At 66.0% G+C, this 16,467-nt stretch carries 11 protein-coding genes; 3 read left to right on the forward strand and 8 right to left on the reverse strand.

Features of this window, described 5'->3' with window-relative positions:
• Positions 1-106 precede the first annotated feature (106 nt).
• On the reverse strand, positions 107-1,375 hold the full coding sequence (glyA, locus tag QM741_RS03335; RefSeq protein WP_415206319.1) for a serine hydroxymethyltransferase: 1,269 nt from the start codon (positions 1,373-1,375) through the stop codon (positions 107-109).
• 138 nt (positions 1,376-1,513) lie between these two features.
• Positions 1,514-3,970 (reverse strand): DUF1566 domain-containing protein, encoded by a 2,457-nt coding sequence (locus QM741_RS03340; RefSeq protein WP_415206320.1) that lies wholly within the window; start codon positions 3,968-3,970, stop codon positions 1,514-1,516.
• A 607-nt stretch (positions 3,971-4,577) separates the two neighbouring features.
• Between QM741_RS03340 and ettA the strand changes: the two genes are divergently transcribed.
• Positions 4,578-6,239, forward strand: a complete 1,662-nt coding sequence (gene ettA, locus QM741_RS03345) for an energy-dependent translational throttle protein EttA (protein ID WP_415206321.1) — start codon at positions 4,578-4,580, stop codon at positions 6,237-6,239.
• Positions 6,240-6,252: 13 nt separating this feature from the next.
• Here the strand turns inward: ettA and QM741_RS03350 are convergent, their stop codons facing one another.
• Positions 6,253-7,779: a hypothetical protein gene (locus QM741_RS03350; RefSeq protein ID WP_415206322.1), complete on the reverse strand. Its 1,527-nt coding sequence runs from the start codon at positions 7,777-7,779 to the stop codon at positions 6,253-6,255.
• Between the two features lie 65 nt (positions 7,780-7,844).
• Between QM741_RS03350 and pyrF the strand changes: the two genes are divergently transcribed.
• Both pyrF and QM741_RS03360 read left to right on the forward strand, forming a co-directional pair.
• Positions 7,845-8,684 carry an orotidine-5'-phosphate decarboxylase gene (gene pyrF, locus QM741_RS03355; RefSeq protein ID WP_415206323.1) on the forward strand — a complete coding sequence of 280 codons (840 nt, stop codon included), beginning with the start codon at positions 7,845-7,847 and terminating at the stop codon, positions 8,682-8,684.
• 95 nt (positions 8,685-8,779) lie between these two features.
• On the forward strand, positions 8,780-10,579 hold the full coding sequence (locus QM741_RS03360; protein WP_415206324.1) for a glycosyltransferase: 1,800 nt from the start codon (positions 8,780-8,782) through the stop codon (positions 10,577-10,579).
• Here QM741_RS03360 and QM741_RS03365 read toward each other — a convergent pair.
• From QM741_RS03365 to QM741_RS03385, 5 genes are read right to left on the reverse strand one after another with little or no spacing between them, the layout of a single operon-like run.
• Positions 10,538-11,461 (reverse strand): glycosyltransferase family 2 protein, encoded by a 924-nt coding sequence (locus QM741_RS03365; RefSeq protein WP_415206325.1) that lies wholly within the window; start codon positions 11,459-11,461, stop codon positions 10,538-10,540. The genes QM741_RS03360 and QM741_RS03365 overlap by 42 nt on opposite strands.
• A 12-nt stretch (positions 11,462-11,473) precedes the next feature.
• On the reverse strand, positions 11,474-13,330 hold the full coding sequence (locus QM741_RS03370; protein WP_415206326.1) for a hypothetical protein: 1,857 nt from the start codon (positions 13,328-13,330) through the stop codon (positions 11,474-11,476).
• Between the two features lie 42 nt (positions 13,331-13,372).
• Positions 13,373-14,263, reverse strand: coding sequence for a class I SAM-dependent methyltransferase (locus QM741_RS03375; protein WP_415206327.1), 891 nt, complete (start codon positions 14,261-14,263; stop codon positions 13,373-13,375).
• A complete protein-coding gene (locus QM741_RS03380; RefSeq protein ID WP_415206328.1) occupies positions 14,260-15,531 on the reverse strand; it encodes an ABC transporter ATP-binding protein in 1,272 nt (423 codons plus the stop codon). Before QM741_RS03380 ends, QM741_RS03375 begins: the two co-directional genes overlap by 4 nt.
• Entirely contained in the window at positions 15,528-16,325 is a 798-nt protein-coding gene (locus tag QM741_RS03385; RefSeq protein WP_415206329.1) for an ABC transporter permease, read from the reverse strand. Before QM741_RS03385 ends, QM741_RS03380 begins: the two co-directional genes overlap by 4 nt.
• Between the last annotated feature and the right edge of the window lie 142 nt (positions 16,326-16,467).

Below are 16,467 nucleotides of genomic sequence, written 5' to 3' on the forward strand. Positions count from 1 at the left end.
GTCGTTGGCGATTCGTGATCCGTGATTCGTAACTCGAGAATGACAGACGCCACCGATACGGGACCGCTCTCGCGAACAACGAATCACGACTCCCGAATCACGGCCCTTATCCATACACCGGGAACGCCTTGCACTGCTTCTCGACGTTGCCGCGCACGCCGGCGATCACGCGCTCGTCGTTCGGCGCATCGAGCACGTCGCAGATCCAGTTCGCGAGCGCGATGCACTCGGGTTCCTTGTAGCCGCGCGTGGTCACTGCCGGCGTGCCGATGCGCAGGCCCGAGGTGACGAACGGCTTCTGCGGATCGTTCGGCACGGCATTCTTGTTGACTGTGATGTGCGCCTTGCCGAGCGCGGCCTCCGCGTCCTTGCCGGTGACGCCCTTGCCGATCATGTCGACCAGCATGAGATGGTTTTCGGTGCCGCCCGAGACGATCTTGTAGCCACGCGCGATGATCGCCTTGGCCATCGCCTGCGCGTTCTTGACGACCTGCTGCTGGTAGGTCTTGAACTCGGGCTCGAGCGCTTCCTTGAACGCGACCGCCTTGGCCGCGATCACGTGCATGAGCGGGCCGCCCTGGATGCCGGGGAACACGATCGACTGCAGCTTCTTTTCGATCTCCTCGCCCGCACTTCCGCTTGATTCACGGCTGGCGACGATGATGCCGCCGCGCGGGCCGCGCAGGGTCTTGTGCGTGGTCGAGGTGACGATGTGCGCGTGCGGCACCGGGTTCGGATAGACGCCTGCGGCGATGAGGCCGGCGACGTGGGCCATGTCGACGAACAGGTAGGCACCGACCTTGTCCGCGATCGCGCGGAAGCGCGCCCAGTCGACGACCCGCGAATACGCGCTGAAGCCGGCGACGACCATCTTCGGCTTGTGCTCGAGCGCGAGCTTCTCGACCTCGTCGTAGTCGATCAGGCCGCGCTCGTTCACGCCGTACTGCACGGCGTCGAACAATTTGCCCGACGCGTTGACCTTGGCGCCGTGGGTGAGATGGCCGCCGTGCGCGAGCGACATTCCGAGGATTCGGTCGCCCGGGTTGAGCAGCGCGAAATACACGGCCTGGTTCGCCTGCGAGCCCGAATGCGGCTGCACATTGGCGTAGTCGGCGCCGAACAGTTGCTTGACGCGCTCGAGCGCCAGCTTCTCGGCGACATCGACGAACTCACAGCCGCCGTAGTAGCGCTTGCCCGGATAGCCTTCGGCGTACTTGTTGGTCAGCACCGAGCCCTGCGCCTCGAGCACGCGGGGGCTCGCGTAGTTTTCCGAGGCGATCAGTTCGACGTGATCCTCCTGGCGCCGTTTTTCGCCCGCGATCGCGGCGGCGAGTTCGGGGTCGTAACCTTCGATCTTCGTGTTGGGGGCGAACATTCGGCGACGCTCCGGAAGTCGGGTGGCATGGACTGCGTATAGTAGCAGCATGCGCGGCCTCGACTTTCGGTATCGCCGGAACGATGGGTCGGACCGGCAGGCCGTCGGGCGAGCCCGAAGCCCGCCCGACGCGACGCGCTACTGCGACGTACTCGACGATGCGGCGATATCGGCGCCGATGTTCGCGTCCATCCAGGCGATGCGCTCGCGCAACCAATCCTTGAGGAACTCCACTTCGCCCTGATGACTGCCGGTGACGACGCCGTTTGGCCACACCTGCGAATCGAGGATCGGCCACGCGACGAAATTGTTCGCAGGAGCATCGCCAAAAGCGTCGTCCATTTGATCCAGCCATGCCGGCAACGTATCCAGTTGCGAGCGGATCGCCTGCCAGCGCGCGCTGGTGTTCGCGGCGAAAGCCGGATCCTCGAACATGCGTGGAGTCCAGAAGCCGTTCGTGCGCAGCCACCATCCTTCCGGCGCCGGGCCCGCACCGTAGCTGGAGTTGTAGTTGGAATTGCCGGAGGAAACGTCGAAATCCCACAACGGCCCGTGGAACAGCTTGCCGCCGCGCGGCTTGTAGAAGAAAACGTCCGCCACCCCGATCGCATCCATGTTTTTCATCAACTCTTGGACCAGATACCAATTGACGTAGCTGTCCACGTCGATCCACGCCGCATAGCCGGTGTCCGGGTCGGCGAAGGAATCGGCATAGAGCGCATTTTCCGTATCCGATACATAACCGCTGATGTAGTCGTACTGCGCATCGACCAGCGGTATGGCGTAGTCCGGCGAGTCGATGCAGAACGGCGTGTTGAGCAGTACGGAACGGAACGATACGTCGCAATCGCCGGCTTGGTCGATGCGAACATCCATCTCCACCAGATAGCCGCCGGTGATGACGTCCGCGTCGGTGTCTTCGGCGTCGAGTTCGTCGATGTCGACGCGGTCGTCGTCGACCTCCACCTTCTCGCTCAACTGGTAGGTGCCGGCATAGACGCCGTTCAAGGTCAGTTCGCCGAATTGCGAGGCGGGCGACCAGGCCAAGCCGAAACGGTTGCCGAGTTCCGGCGCCAGCGCATCGCGCAACAGGGTCTTGTCGTCGTAGTTGGCGAGCAGGATCCAATTCTTGCTCTTGTTCATGCCGAGCAGGTTGGCCTTGGAGTCGAGTTTGATGCGATAGGGCTTCTTGGGCATGCCCCACGTCGTGTTGCCGTGGCCCTTGATTTTCAGCGTGCCGCTGTAGTCCACGCTGCCGTCGACGTTGGTGATCGTCATCGTGGCCGAGAGGTAGTCGTCCTCGGAAACGATCGGCGCACCGCCGTCGGTGACAATGTCGATGGTCGGCAGGGTCGCCGTGGCGACCGGCAGAACGTCGACCGCGGGTATCGTCCTGTTCGTGAACAGCGGATACGACGACGGCCCCGCCGCCGTCGTGCGCACCAACCGCACCCGGGCCAGCGTCGACTTGTCCCAGGCGAAAGCATAACCGTGCCGGTTCGACATTCCCCACGCCATTCCCGCGCTGTTCTCGTACGTCGTGGAACTCCAGTAGATGCCGGTGCCCGCCGTCGGGAATGCCGCCGTGTCGATCGCCGGCGCATCGCGTCCGCGGTCGATCAGGCTGTCGAGTTCCTTGATGTTCGGCAGGCGCCAGTCGCTGTATCCGCGCCAGTTCGCCGCGTTGGCCGCGGCAACCGCAGCGAGCGCGTCCGCCCAGTCCAGCAGCGAGGCGGTTCCCTCGCAGTCCGCGTCGGTTTCGCCGAGCGTGCACGTGTCCCACATCAGGCCCGTGCGCGAATCCGACACGGTCGCCGACGCAGCCGTGTCGTCGGCCGCGGCCGTGGAGACGCCGATCCGGGCGACCACGTCACTGAACAGCGCGATGGGTTGTCCGATAATCGGCCCCTTGGGTGCCACCGTCCCGGCGGAACGGGCGCCGGCGACGAGACGCACATGCGCGCGTTCGCGCAGCGTCACCGTATGCGCAAAGCCGTCGTTGAAATTGACGACCCAGACCCGCCCGGCGGTTTCCCCCGTGCCGAGATCGGCCGTCCAGAAGAATTCGCCCGGCGTGTCCGGGAAATGATCCGCATCGATAGCCGGAGAGGTCGCACCGTAGTCGACCAATCCCAGCAGATCGTCGGTGATCGGCAACCACCAGTCCGTGCGCCCGCACAACTGCGCCGCATTAGCCGCCGTCGCCAGCGCGTAGGCGACCTGATAGTCCACCGTATCGCTTACCGCGGTCTGCCAGACCAGACCGGTGACGTTGTCGCGCTCGCAGTTGCCTACGGTTTCGGTCCAAGCCAGCGGTACGCCGTCCGCATCCAGCGGCGTGAAGTCGAAACCGGCGACGCCGCTTCGGGTTTTCTGCAAATCCGCAGTTGCATCGCGCCCGGTGGCGCCGTCCTGCCCGGCCGCGACCGCATTGGTGCACGCGACGGATCCATTGACACCATCGCCGGACGGCACGAAACAGGTGGTCTGGCCGGTGTCGTTGATGTCGACCGGCAACACTTCTTGCGCGCGGCCCGGACCGCTTGCCGCGACAAACAATACGACGATACAGGGAATTTTCGATTTCGGCAGCATGTGCTCTCCCGACATGTCCCCCCCTAGACCATCATGCGTCATTATCGGTAAAGAGAATCATTCGAGAATTTAGAAAATGTAAAGTAATGTTCCATCCTTGTCCGGATATATGACAAGTACGTGACAAGAAGGCATAAATTCCGCGCGAAGGCGCAAAGACGCGAAAAGAAATCGACGCAAGGTCTTTCTTCGCGATCTCCGCGCCTTTACGCGAAACCGTCCTTGTTGCCGCAGTGGAGCTCGTTGGCAGGGATCATCGCCAGAACAAGCCGAAGCCCGGCGAAATTTTCCCTTCTCCCTACAGGAGAGGGTAGAAGCACGCGACAGCGTGCTGAGGGACGGGCGGATGAGGGTTCGGGCGTGCCGCAGACGCTTCGCCACTGCCGTACTCTCGCCCGTCGCGCTTCGCGCGGCGACACGCTCCGTTCGGCATCCTGCCTCAACCTCAGCGGACTGTCGTCCGCTTCGACCCGGAAGGAGAGGTGACAATCGCGCAAGCCGAGTCTGGTTCCATCAGACGTTGTTCCGCATATCAATCAATGGCAACCGTCAGCCGCATCGGCGATAATTTCGGTTTGTCGATTCACCCCTCTCCTGCGGAAACCCCATGCAATACATCTACACCATGATCGGTGTGTCCAAGGTCGTGCCGCCGAAGCGCGAGATCATCAAGGACATTTCGCTTTCGTTCTTCCCCGGCGCCAAGATCGGCCTGCTCGGACTCAACGGCGCGGGCAAGTCCACCGTGCTGCGCATCATGGCCGGAGTGGACACGGAATATAACGGCGAAGCGCGCCCGCAGCCGGGCATCAAGATCGGCTATCTCGCGCAGGAACCGCAGCTCGATCCGGAAAAAACCGTGCGCGAATCGGTCGAGGAAGGCGTCTCCGAGATCACCGATGCGCAGAAGCGCCTCGACGAGGTCTACGCGGCCTACGCCGAGGAAGGCGCGGACTTCGACAAGCTCGCCGCCGAGCAGCAGCGCCTCGAAGCGATCCTCGCCGCGGGCGACGGCCACACGCTCGAGCGCACGCTCGAAGTCGCCGCCGACGCGCTGCGCCTGCCGCCGTGGGACACGCAGATCAAGAATCTTTCCGGCGGCGAGAAGCGCCGCGTCGCGCTGTGCCGCCTGCTGCTGTCCAAGCCCGACATGCTCCTGCTCGACGAGCCGACCAACCATCTCGACGCGGAATCGGTCGAATGGCTCGAGCAGTTCCTGCAGAAATTCCCGGGCACGGTCGTCGCGGTCACCCACGATCGCTACTTCCTCGACAACGCGGCCGAGTGGATCCTCGAACTCGACCGCGGCCGCGGCATTCCGTGGAAGGGCAACTACACCTCGTGGCTCGAGCAGAAGGACGAGCGCCTGAAACAGGAAGCTTCCAGCGAGAAAGCGCGGCAGAAGGCGATCCAGAAGGAACTGGAATGGGCGCGGCAGAACGCCAAGGGCGGACGCAGCAAAGGCAAGGCGCGCCTGTCGCGCATCGAGGAACTGCAGTCGGTCGACTACCAGAAGCGCAACGAGACCAACGAAATCTTCATCCCGCCCGGCGAGCGGCTCGGCGACAACGTGATCGAGTTCAAGGGCGTGTCCAAGTCCTTCGGCGACCGCCTGCTGATCGACGACCTGAGCTTCAAGGTGCCGCCAGGCGCGATCGTCGGCATCATCGGCCCGAACGGCGCCGGCAAATCCACGCTGTTCAAGATGATCACCGGCCAGGAAAAGCCCGACAAGGGCGAAATCGTCGAAGGCCAGACGGTGAAGATCGCCTACGTCGACCAGAGCCGCGACAAGCTCGAAGGCAAGCACAGCGTCTTCCAGGAGGTCTCGGGGGGTTCGGACATCCTCAACATCAACGGCATCGAAATCCAGTCGCGCGCCTACATCGGCCGCTTCAATTTCAAGGGACCCGACCAGCAGAAGATCGTCGGCCAGCTCTCCGGCGGCGAACGTGGCCGCCTGCATCTGGCGAAAACGCTCCTGCAGGGCGGCAACGTGCTGCTGCTCGACGAACCGTCCAACGACCTCGACATCGAGACCCTGCGCGCGCTCGAAGACGCGCTGCTGGAATTCCCCGGCAACGCCTTCGTGATCTCGCACGACCGCTGGTTCCTCGACCGCATCGCCACCCACATCCTCGCATTCGAGGGCGATTCGCACGTCGAGTTCTTCGCCGGCAACTACAAGGAATACGAGGAAGACAAGAAGCGCCGCCTCGGCGAGGAAGCGGCGAAGCCGCACCGGATCAAGTATCGCAAGCTGGCTTGAGAAGAAGCGGCAACTACTCCGCAAAGACCAGTACGGCGCTCCCGCGCGGAACGCGCAGGCTCGTGGCCGCGCCGGTAACCACGAGCCGCTCGATCCGCTTCGGCGACCATCTGCCACGCGAGTCGACTTCCGCGCCCGCGAGCGCCACCTCGTGCACGTTGTCGATCGCAGGCGCAGTCAATCGCCAGACCTGCGCCGACCTGGCCGCGCGACCGAGCGCGATGCGCAATTGCACGTCGCGCGCGAGGTCCTTGTTGAACACCGCGACCATCCGCCGCCGATCCCGCTCGGCGGCATACGCGGCTAGATTGACGCCGTTCGCCTTCAACGACGTCTCGACGAAGCGCGCGCCGGCAAACTGCCTTGCGAGCAGCGCGCCGTAGTAGAGCGGCCGCGCGTAGAAACCGGCGCCCACATCGCCGGCGATCGCGGTGTAGCGCCCGCTGATGCCGTCGATGCGCGATTTGTAGTCGCCCTCGCCCAGTACCGGATGACGCACGCGATCGAGCGAGATTTCGAGCGCCGCGAGCGGACCACCGTGGAACTGCACGCCGTCGGCGCCGGCCTGCGCGCAGGCGAGCGCGAAGTCGCCGCCCCACAGCGCCGACGCCAGCGTATTGCTGACGCCGAGCTTGCCGCCGCTCCAGTACGAATTGACCTCGCTCAGATACAGCGGCAAGTTGCGCTTGCCGTCCGCTACGGCCATGCTTGCCACGTCGCCGACGAAATTCGCGTCGCCGGAAAGCAGGTCGGCGATGGTCGTCCCCGCATCGTCGGCGCCGCCACGATAGTAATGCCGCGACAACGCCACGATGCCGTCCACTTCGGCGGCGAAGCGCAACACCCAGTCCGTGTTCGCGCCCGTGTCGGGTCCGGCCAACGCAATGCCGGGCACCGCCTCGCGCACCGCGCGCGCCGAGCGTTTCCACAACGCGAGATATTCGTCGAACGAAATTTCTTTCCGCGCCGCATTCCTGAAATTGTTCGGTTCATTGCCGATCTGGATTGCGAGCAGATTTTCGCCGAGGCGCCGTTGCACCTCGGCCGCAAGCTGCGCGGCCATCGGCGGCACGTCGATCTTGAGATTCACGCCGAAGATCACGCGCCAACCGGTCGCCCGCGCGAAGCCGGCAAGATCCTCGATCTGCGCAGGCGTGATCGCATAGCGGTGATGCCCTGCTTTTTCTTTCGCATCCGCGGCAGCCGGCAACTCGCCGCGATATTCGCTCCACACGGCGAAATCGCTGGTGTTGCCGCCGATGCGCAGGATGCCGCGCGGATTGAGCGTGCGGAAATACGCGATCAGGTCGGTGTTCTTCGGCGAGAACAATCCGGCATCGAGCAGGTGCCGCGCCTCGTAGGAAAGACCGATCAGATGCGGCGGGATTTCGCGCCCATGCGCCGTCTGCGCAAGCGCCAGCTCGGCCTGTGCCGCGCTTTCATCGGCGCGCAGGCAGACAGGCGCCAACGTAGCCGCCACGCCTATCGTTCCTGCCTGCGCAATCAGTCTGCGGCGGCGCAAATCGACGGTGTCGCGCATCCTCTTTCTCCGGGCCTGATCGGCCGTTCGAGTAAAATGGGAACCTGCATGCAAAGGAAAGTCTAATGCAATTCATCGATGCACTCGAGGCTCGCTGGCAAAACGCCGGGACGATGGTCTGTGTCGGCCTCGATCCGGAGCCGGCGAAGTTTCCTGCTCACCTGCGCGGCCGGCCCGATGCGATCTTCGCGTTCTGCCGCGCGATCGTCGATGCGACCGCCGACCTGGTCTGCGCGTTCAAGCCGCAGATCGCCCACTTCGCCGCGCAGCGCGCGGAAGACGCGCTCGAACGTCTGATTGCGCACGTCCACGCCGCGCACCCCGGCGTACCGGTGATCCTCGACGCCAAGCGTGGCGACATCGGCTCGACCGCGCAGCACTATGCCGCGGAAGCATTCGACCGCTACGGCGCCGACGCGGCGACGCTGAACCCGTACCTCGGCCGCGACTCCGTGCAGCCGTTTCTCGACCGCGCGGACAAGGGCGTTGTCCTGCTCTGCCACACGTCCAATCCGGGTGCCGCGGACTTGCAGGACCTGACCGTCCAGACGCCCACAGGCGCAACCCTGCCGCTGTACCAGCATGTCGCAGAGAAGATCGCGCGCGACTGGAACGCGAACGGCAACTGCGCCCTCGTCGTCGGCGCGACCTGGCCGGAGCAGCTTGCCCAGGTGCGCGCCCTGGTCGGCGACATGCCGATCCTCGTGCCCGGCATCGGCGCGCAAGGCGGCGACGTCGAAGCCGTCGTGCGCAATGGTACGGCCGAGGGCGGCCACGGGCTGCTCGTCAGCTCGTCGCGCGCGATCCTCTATGCCGGCGGCGGCGAGGATTTCGCCGAAATGGCGCGCGCGGCGACGCGTGCGCTACGCGACGAAATCAACCGATATCGGTGCGTTCGCCCTTGACCGCGAAGTTCGAAAAGCGGGCACCCCTGGCCGCACTTTCGGATGCGGGCACATCGTCACCTGCGCCGCCGCTCATCTCGATCCTGGTCCGCAGCATGGATCGACCGACGCTCGCGCGCGCGCTCGACTCGGCCGCGGCGCAGACGTGGCCCAACCTCGAGATCGTCGTCGTCGCCGCCTGCGGCGCGGCGCACCGGCCCTTGCCGGATGCGTGGAAAAGCCGGCCGTTGCGCCTGGTCTTTCCCGAGCCCGATCGCCGCCTGCCGCGACCGGAAGCGGCGAACCTGGCGCTGTCCGCGGCGCGCGGCGAATGGCTCAACTTCCTCGACGACGACGACGAACTGCTGCCGAACCATCTCGCCATGTTGTTCGCCGCGGCGCGCGCGGGCGACGAGCGCGTCGCGTTCTCGCGTACGCGTGTCGTCGACGCGCAGGGCCACACCCTGGGCCATGTCAGCCACGCCGGCAACCATGTGCAACTGTACTTCCACAGCCGCGCGACGACTTGCGCGCTGCTGTTCCATCGCGGCCTCGTCGACGAAGGCGCACGCTTCGATGCGGATTTCGCCGTGCACGAGGATCACGACTTCCAGGTCGCCTGCGCGACGCGCAGCGGGTTCGCCTACGTCGACGCAGCCACCTGCCTCTGGCATGCGCAGGCCGGCGATTCGGGCTGCGGCTTCGGCGCGAACAACGACGCTGTGCAGCGTACCGAAAGCCTGCAAAAGATCCGGCGCAAATGGGACCCGGCGTTCCGCCGCTGGCTCGCCGATGCCGAGGCCGTGCACTTCGCCGGACAGCAGTACCGGCAAAACGGCGACGAGGCGAGTGCACGCGCCTGCTTCGAACAGGTCCGGCATCTGCGCCAACGCGAAGCGACAACCGCCGTCGCCACGCAGGGCACCCACGACGGCATGCCGCTCGTCTCGATCCTGATCCGCAGCATGGACCGCGCAACGCTGGTCCGCGCACTCGATTCCGCGGCGGCGCAAACCTGGCCCAACCTCGAAATCGTGGTGGTCGCAGCCTGTGGCAGCCGCCACCGCGCGCTGCCGGAAACGTGGAACGGGCGCCCGCTGCGCCTGGTCTATCCGCAGCCCGACCGCACGCTGCCGCGCCCCGAGGCCGCCAATGCCTGCCTCGACGCGGCGCGCGGCGAATGGCTGAATTTTCTCGACGACGACGACGAGTTGCTGCCGGCCCACGTCGCCACGCTGCTGGCGGCGCCGCGCGCACCGGCGGCACGCGTCCTCTATTCGCGCGCGCGCGTCGACGACGAGGACGGGAAACCGATCGGCTTCGTCGGCTTCCCGAGCTTCCCCGTGCAGTTGTATTACCAGAACCGTTCGCATCCGGCCGCCACGCTGTTCCACCGCAGCCTGGTCGACGAAGGCGCGCGTTTCGATCCCGACTTCCCGGTCTACGAGGATCACGACTTCTTCATCAACTGCGCCACGCGCTGCGACTTCCAGTTCGTCGACGCGACCACCTGCGTCTGGAATGCATACGTCGGCGAATCCGGCGCCGGCCGCGGCGGTAATTCGGACGACGCGCAACATGCGCTGTTCCACGCCAGGCTGCATCGCAAATGGGCGGAATTCTTCAAGCCGCTGCTCGCCCAACCGGAAATCCTGCTGTACGTCGGCCAACAGTATCTGCGCGAAAAGGATCCGAAAGGCGCGCTCGACTATCTCGAACGCGCGCTCGCCGCGCGGCCCGACGACATCAATGCGCTCAATCTCGCCGGCATGGCGAACCTGCGCGGCGGCAATCTTGATCGCGCGGAAACCTTGCTGACCCAGGCGCTGCGCCAGTTGCCGGAACACGCCGGCCTGCGCGAGAACCTGGCCGTGCTACGGCGCGCGCGCGACGCGGCGGCGGCTCAGCAGCAATAGCGGCACGCTCGCGACGAACGCCGTCCAGATTCCGCACCAGACCAGCGCGCGCAGCAACGGATTGCGCGCGGCCGGATCGAACTTGCGGAACCAGCGCCACATGCCGCGCCGCTTGTGCCAGGCGACGAACACCGGGCGATGCCGGCTCGATCCGCCCTTGCCGTGGACGACACGCACCTTGTTGGCGCAGACGACGCGGAAACCCGCGTCGCGCACGCGGCGGCAGAGGTCGAGGTCCTCGCAGTGCAGGAAATAGCCTTCGTCGAAACCGCCGACCGATTCGAAAACGGCGCACGGCAGCAGCATGAGCGCGCCGGAGACGGCATCGACCGTTTCGACGGCCGGCGCGGGCTCGTTCCACGGCAGGTCGACGCCAGCCAGCGCGGGCCAGCGCGCAGCGAAACGGGCAAGTCCGAACGTGCTCGCCAAAGCGCGCCGAAGCAGCGGATCGCGCCGGCGCGAGGCCGGATCGATGCGCCCGTGCGGGTCGACCTGCAATGCGCCGACCACGCCGATGCGCCGTTCGGCATCGAGCACGGCGCGCAGCCGCGCGATCGTGTCGGCGCCGACGATGACGTCGGGATTGAGCAGCAGGACAGCGTCGCCGTTCGCCAGCGCGGCGCCGCGATTGCAGGCCGCGCCGAACCCGAGATTTTTCCCATTGTATACAATGCGCACTTCGCCGACGTGCGCGAAACGCGCGGCGACGCGCTCGATGCCGCCGTCATGCGAGTCGTTGTCGACGACGATGATTTCAGTCGCCGCCGTGCCGGCGAGCGCCGCGGCGAGGCATTCGCCCGTGCCCTCGCCACTGTCGGCGGTGACGACGACGACGCTGGTGAGGTCGTCCGCAGCCGTGGCGCCTTCGCGTGGATCGACCACGGGCGGGAATGGCTACAGCGCGCCGAGCAGTTTTTCGCCCTGCTCGGCCGCGTGGCGCCAGAGCGCCGGCCAGTGCTCGAGCGCGTCGGCCATGCCGTTCAACTCTCCGACCAGCGCGTCGGCGCAACCCGTATCGTCGATGTCGTCCGGCCATTCGCTCAGGCGCGGCGGCGCTTTCGCCAGCAAGGCCTTGGCGTTGCTTTCGACGATCGCGCGCGCGTCGGCCTGCCAGTAGACCGGCGCCTCGGTCGCCGCCTCGATCTGGTGCTGCATGCGGTCGATCAGGTCGGCACGGACGTAGCCCATGTATTCGCGCAGGTTCGCAATGCGTTCCTGCCCAGTCGCTCCGGCGAGATCGCGCAGCACGTCGGCGAACAGGCCCAGGCGCTGGCCCGGATCGGCCGCTTTGTACAGGCCGAACTGGCGCTGGACGTAGTCGCGCAGGAACATGTTGACGCGCGGCACGAAGGTGCCACGCGTGATGTTCGCACGCTGGCGCGGACTTTCCTGCACGTGGCCGATGCCCTCGGGCAGCTCGAGCACGACCGCGTCGGGATGCGCATGACGCGTGAGCGCGCTCCACAGGCTGTCTTCGCCGCGGCCGACCGGACTCGTGCACGGCAACATGATGCTGTTGTCAAACGTGAACGGCGTGAAGCCGGTGACCTCCTTGGCCTGCGCCTGGGCAACGCCGAACCAGACGTGCTGTGCCTCGGTGTTGCGCAGATAGCTCGCGCGCTCACGCCAGAACTCGTCGCGGCTGCGGCCCTCGAGCCGGTACAGCCACAGGCCGTTTTCGGTGCGCGCGCTGCCGTAGGTGCCAAGCTGGGTGGCGACCACGCGCGACGGCGCGGACAACAGTTCGAGCCGCGATAGATTCATGCCGCGCAGCGCCTGGCGCGACAGCGGATAAGCGCCGCGCACCAACGTGCCAAGCATCTGGCCGCACGCGTCGAGATGCAATGCGAACGGGTCCTGGTCGACGTCCTCGCCGTAGCCGAGCGCTTCCTCCATGTTCGCCATGAACGCCGCTTCCATCGGCGCGGAGGGATTGGGATCGAGGCCGGGCCGCACGAACGGCGGCCGCTTGAGATTGAGGCGCAAATCGTCGTCGAGCAGCGCGAGCCGCGAACCCGCCGACAGCAGCAGGGCCATGTTCCAGCCGCGGCCGCCGCCGAAGCGCTGCGTGCTTGCGTTCTTATCGCGCAGGAACAGGCTCTGGATCGCAGCCTTCGCCTGCGGCAGCTCGCGCACGAGCTTTTCCACGATCTTCGCGCGTTCGGCATGACCGATGTAATGCACCTTGCAGCCGGTCGTGCGCGCGAATTCGCGCAGCAGGTCGCGCTGCTCGTTGATGCTCGCTTGCAGCACCGAATCGTCGAGCAGCACGTAGCGCCGGCCGGCGCGGAAACGACGCTCGTAGTCGGCAAGCGTGGCCAGCAGGTGGACGAGCTGCTGCGGCCGGTCGCAGGCGCGGATGAACACCGCGCGCATCGGCGCCTGGGCGATCGCGGCCGGTGCCGCCAAACGCTCGACGAAGTCCGCATCGGAGACGAGCAGTTGGCGCTGCACGAGGCTTTCGAGCACGCGCCGCACGTCGTCGCGCTTGTCCGCGAGCGCGGGCTGGGTGGACTGGATGCGCGCGACGTGTTCGTCCAGCGTGCGGAATTCGCGGCACTGATCCATCGCCTGCAGCACCTGGAACGTCATCACGTGCGGTTCGCCGGTGCGACGGATCTGGAAGATGCACTCCTGGCTCGACAACGAGGCGACCGGGCCGTCCTCGGAAGCATAGGTCGGCGCATTGGGATCGATCTTCGGCGCTGCCGCGTTGAGCGGCGGCAGGGTGTAGTTGAATTGATAGCTCAAGGGTTTTCCCGAATCAATGAGACATCGCACGCGAATGCAGCGCTACGATTCCGCCCCGCCTTGCAATCGTTCGATTTCGGCGCGCAGCGCCTGGACCTGCGCTTCCAGTTCGAGGATGCGTCCGCCCGCGGCGATGTTCTTGCGCACTTCGTGGTCGTAGTGCCGGTACACCGATTCCGCGCGATCGCCGAACAGCGCGATCTGCGGCAGTTCGCCGAGCGGCCGGCGCGAACACACCGCGATGAAATACAGCGGATCGTAGTGCAGGCCGGATTTTAGCAAAGTCGCGCCGTCGGCGGACGTTTCGGCCGTGGCGGCGGCGAAGCCGGCATGCGACGCGATTTCGTCCAGCGCCCAGATCGCGGACTGGAACAGCAGCTTCTGCCCGAACAGGCGCACCTCGGGAAAATGCGCGTGCAACAGGGCCAGCAGTTCGTCGCGATACAGCTCGCGCACGTGGAACTCGTTGCGGAAACCGCCCGCGTCGCTGTAGGTGCGCTTGTCGGGCGAGGAAACGATGAACACGCCGTCCTCGCTCAACACGCGGGCGAATCCGGCGACCATGTCCTCCTGTGCGGCGACGTGTTCGAGCGTCTCGATCGAGACGACGAGGTCGAAGCTCGCAGCGGGCAGGTCCAGCCGCGTGCAGTCGCCCTGCCGATAACGCAGGTTCGCCATGTTGCCGTAGCGCGCCTGCGCGTGCGCGACGGCCTGCGCGGAAACGTCCAGCCCGGTCACCTCGCGCGCCGTGCGTGCCAGCAGCGCGCTGCCGAAACCTTCGCCGCAAGCCGCGTCGAGCACGCGCCTGCCGCGCGCGAACTCCTGCGCGAACGCATAGCGCGCCCAATGCTCGTACCAGATCTCGCGCACGCACTCGGGCGTGAAACGCTCGCCGGTGAACTCCAGTGGCGGTACGGATTGCGCTGTCGTCATGGCGGACCCGGCGGCTCGGACTCCACGCCATTCTGCGCGATGGACGGCGCCGGCACACCACCCCAGCGATGACGCAGGCGCACGAGGCCGAATTCGCGCGTGCTGCCGCGCACGACGATGCCGCGCTCGATCGTGTCGAACAGACGCACCCCTTCGGTGTCCATCGGATGCACCTTGACGTTGTAGGCGCCGGGCAAAAGGCCGGGATCGTCGAACGTGATTTCGGCTTCGAAGGTATTGGCGTCGAGCCGAAGCGGAACGACGCCGTCCATCTCGCTGCTGAGACCGTACACCGGCGTGCCGTCGGCGCGCGCGATGCCGAACGCGACGGTCGGCACGCGACCGTCGCGCGAGCGCACGCGCGCGCGCAGGCGCAACGCATCGCCCTGGTCGAGGAATACGGGCGTGTCCTGGTCCGCACCGTTGACGGCGAAGCCGAGCAGATGGAATTCGATGCCCTGCGCCGTGATCGTGCCACGATCCGGCGTGCCGGCGAGCTTGCGCTCGTGGTAGGCCAGGTATGCCTGGGTCACGTCGAACACGTCGCCGTATGCGGCCACCTCGCCCTGGCGCAGCCACAACGCATGCCGGCAGAGCTTCTGCACGTGATACATGCTGTGCGAGACGAGGATCAGCGTGCCGCCGCCGGCCAGATAGTCCTCCATCCAGCGCACGCATTTCTTCTGGAACGACTCGTCGCCGACCGCGAGCACCTCGTCGGTGATGAGCAAATCGGGCTTGAGCGCGGCGACGATGGCAAAGCCCAGACGCACGACCATGCCCGAGGAATAGTGCTTCACCGGCTCGTCGATGTAGCGGCCGATGTCGGCGAACGCGACGATTTCGGGCAACCTCTCGCGCATTTCGTCCGCGCCGAGTCCGTACAGCGCGGCCGACATGGCGATGTTGTCGCGGCCGGTGTACTCGGAATGGAAGCCCGCGCCGAGTTCGAGCAGCGCGCCGACGCGGCCGAGCACTTCGACGCTGCCCGTGGTCGGCGTCAGCACGCCGGTGAGCAGCTTGAGTAGGGTCGACTTGCCGGCGCCGTTCTCGCCGATCAACGCCAGCGACTCGCCGCGCACGACCTCGAGATCGACGCCGCGCAGCACCGGCACCGAGTCGATGTCGCCGCGACCGGCGAGCAGCTTGACGAGCGCGCGCAGACGGTCGCGCGGGCGGAACACCATCGGGTAGGACTTGCCCAGATCGCGCGCGACGGCAAGCCGTTCGCCGCCGCCGCTCGCAGCGCGTTCGACTGCCGCGCTCACAGGAAGTCCTCGAAACGCGGATCGAGGCGGTGGAACACCGAATAGCCCAGCACGCACACCGCCACGGCCAGCGCCAACGCCGCCAATTGCGCGGCCGCGCCGACCGTGCCCGTGCCGAGCAACTCGGCGCGCAGGTACTCGGGATAGAACGTGAACGGATTCCAGTCCAGCCAGTGGCGGAAGCGCTCGGGCAGGAAATCGCGCGAGTACAGCACCGGCGCGGTGAACATCATCAGCGGCAGCAGTTGTCCGAGCACCTGCGAGAGGTCGCGCACGAACACCTGCACGGCAGCGAACAGATAACCGAAGCCGAGCGCGAGCACGAACAACAGCGCGAACGCGAGCAACGCGAACGGCAGGTGCGCGAGCCGCAGCGGAACGCCGAGCAATTCGACCGCGACCACGACGACGACGAAGCCGACGCCGTGGAGCAGGAAGCTCGCGCTGCTCGCCGCGAACACCAGCACGCCGTGCGGAAAGGCGACCTTGCCGATCAGGCCGGCGTTGTCCTGGATCGCCGTCGCCGAGCGCATCACCGCCTCGCTGAACGCGTTCCATGGCCACACGCCGAGCGCGAGGAACGGCACGATCGGCACATCTTCCGGCCGCGCCATCTTGAACACGTAGGTCCAGACGAAGCCGTAGATCACCAATTGCATCAGCGGCTGCAACAATGCCCACAGACCGCCGCTGATGCTGCCGAGATAGCGGTTGCGCAATTCGCGGCGCACGAAATGCGCGGCGATCGCCAGCGATTTTCGCGCACCGCGCGGCGGAAACGTATCGGACGTCATGCCGTCAACCGTCGATTAGAGCATTTTTGGTTCAAGTACCTGCATGCCATGAGACTTGCTGCATCGTCATTCCGGGGCCGCGAAGCGGAGCCCGGAATCCGGTTCTTGCACTGCCATCGCGAAAATCAAGAACTGCATTCCG

It is taken from the genome of Rudaea sp. (assembly GCF_047601565.1).
Lineage (GTDB): Bacteria > Pseudomonadota > Gammaproteobacteria > Xanthomonadales > Rhodanobacteraceae > Rudaea.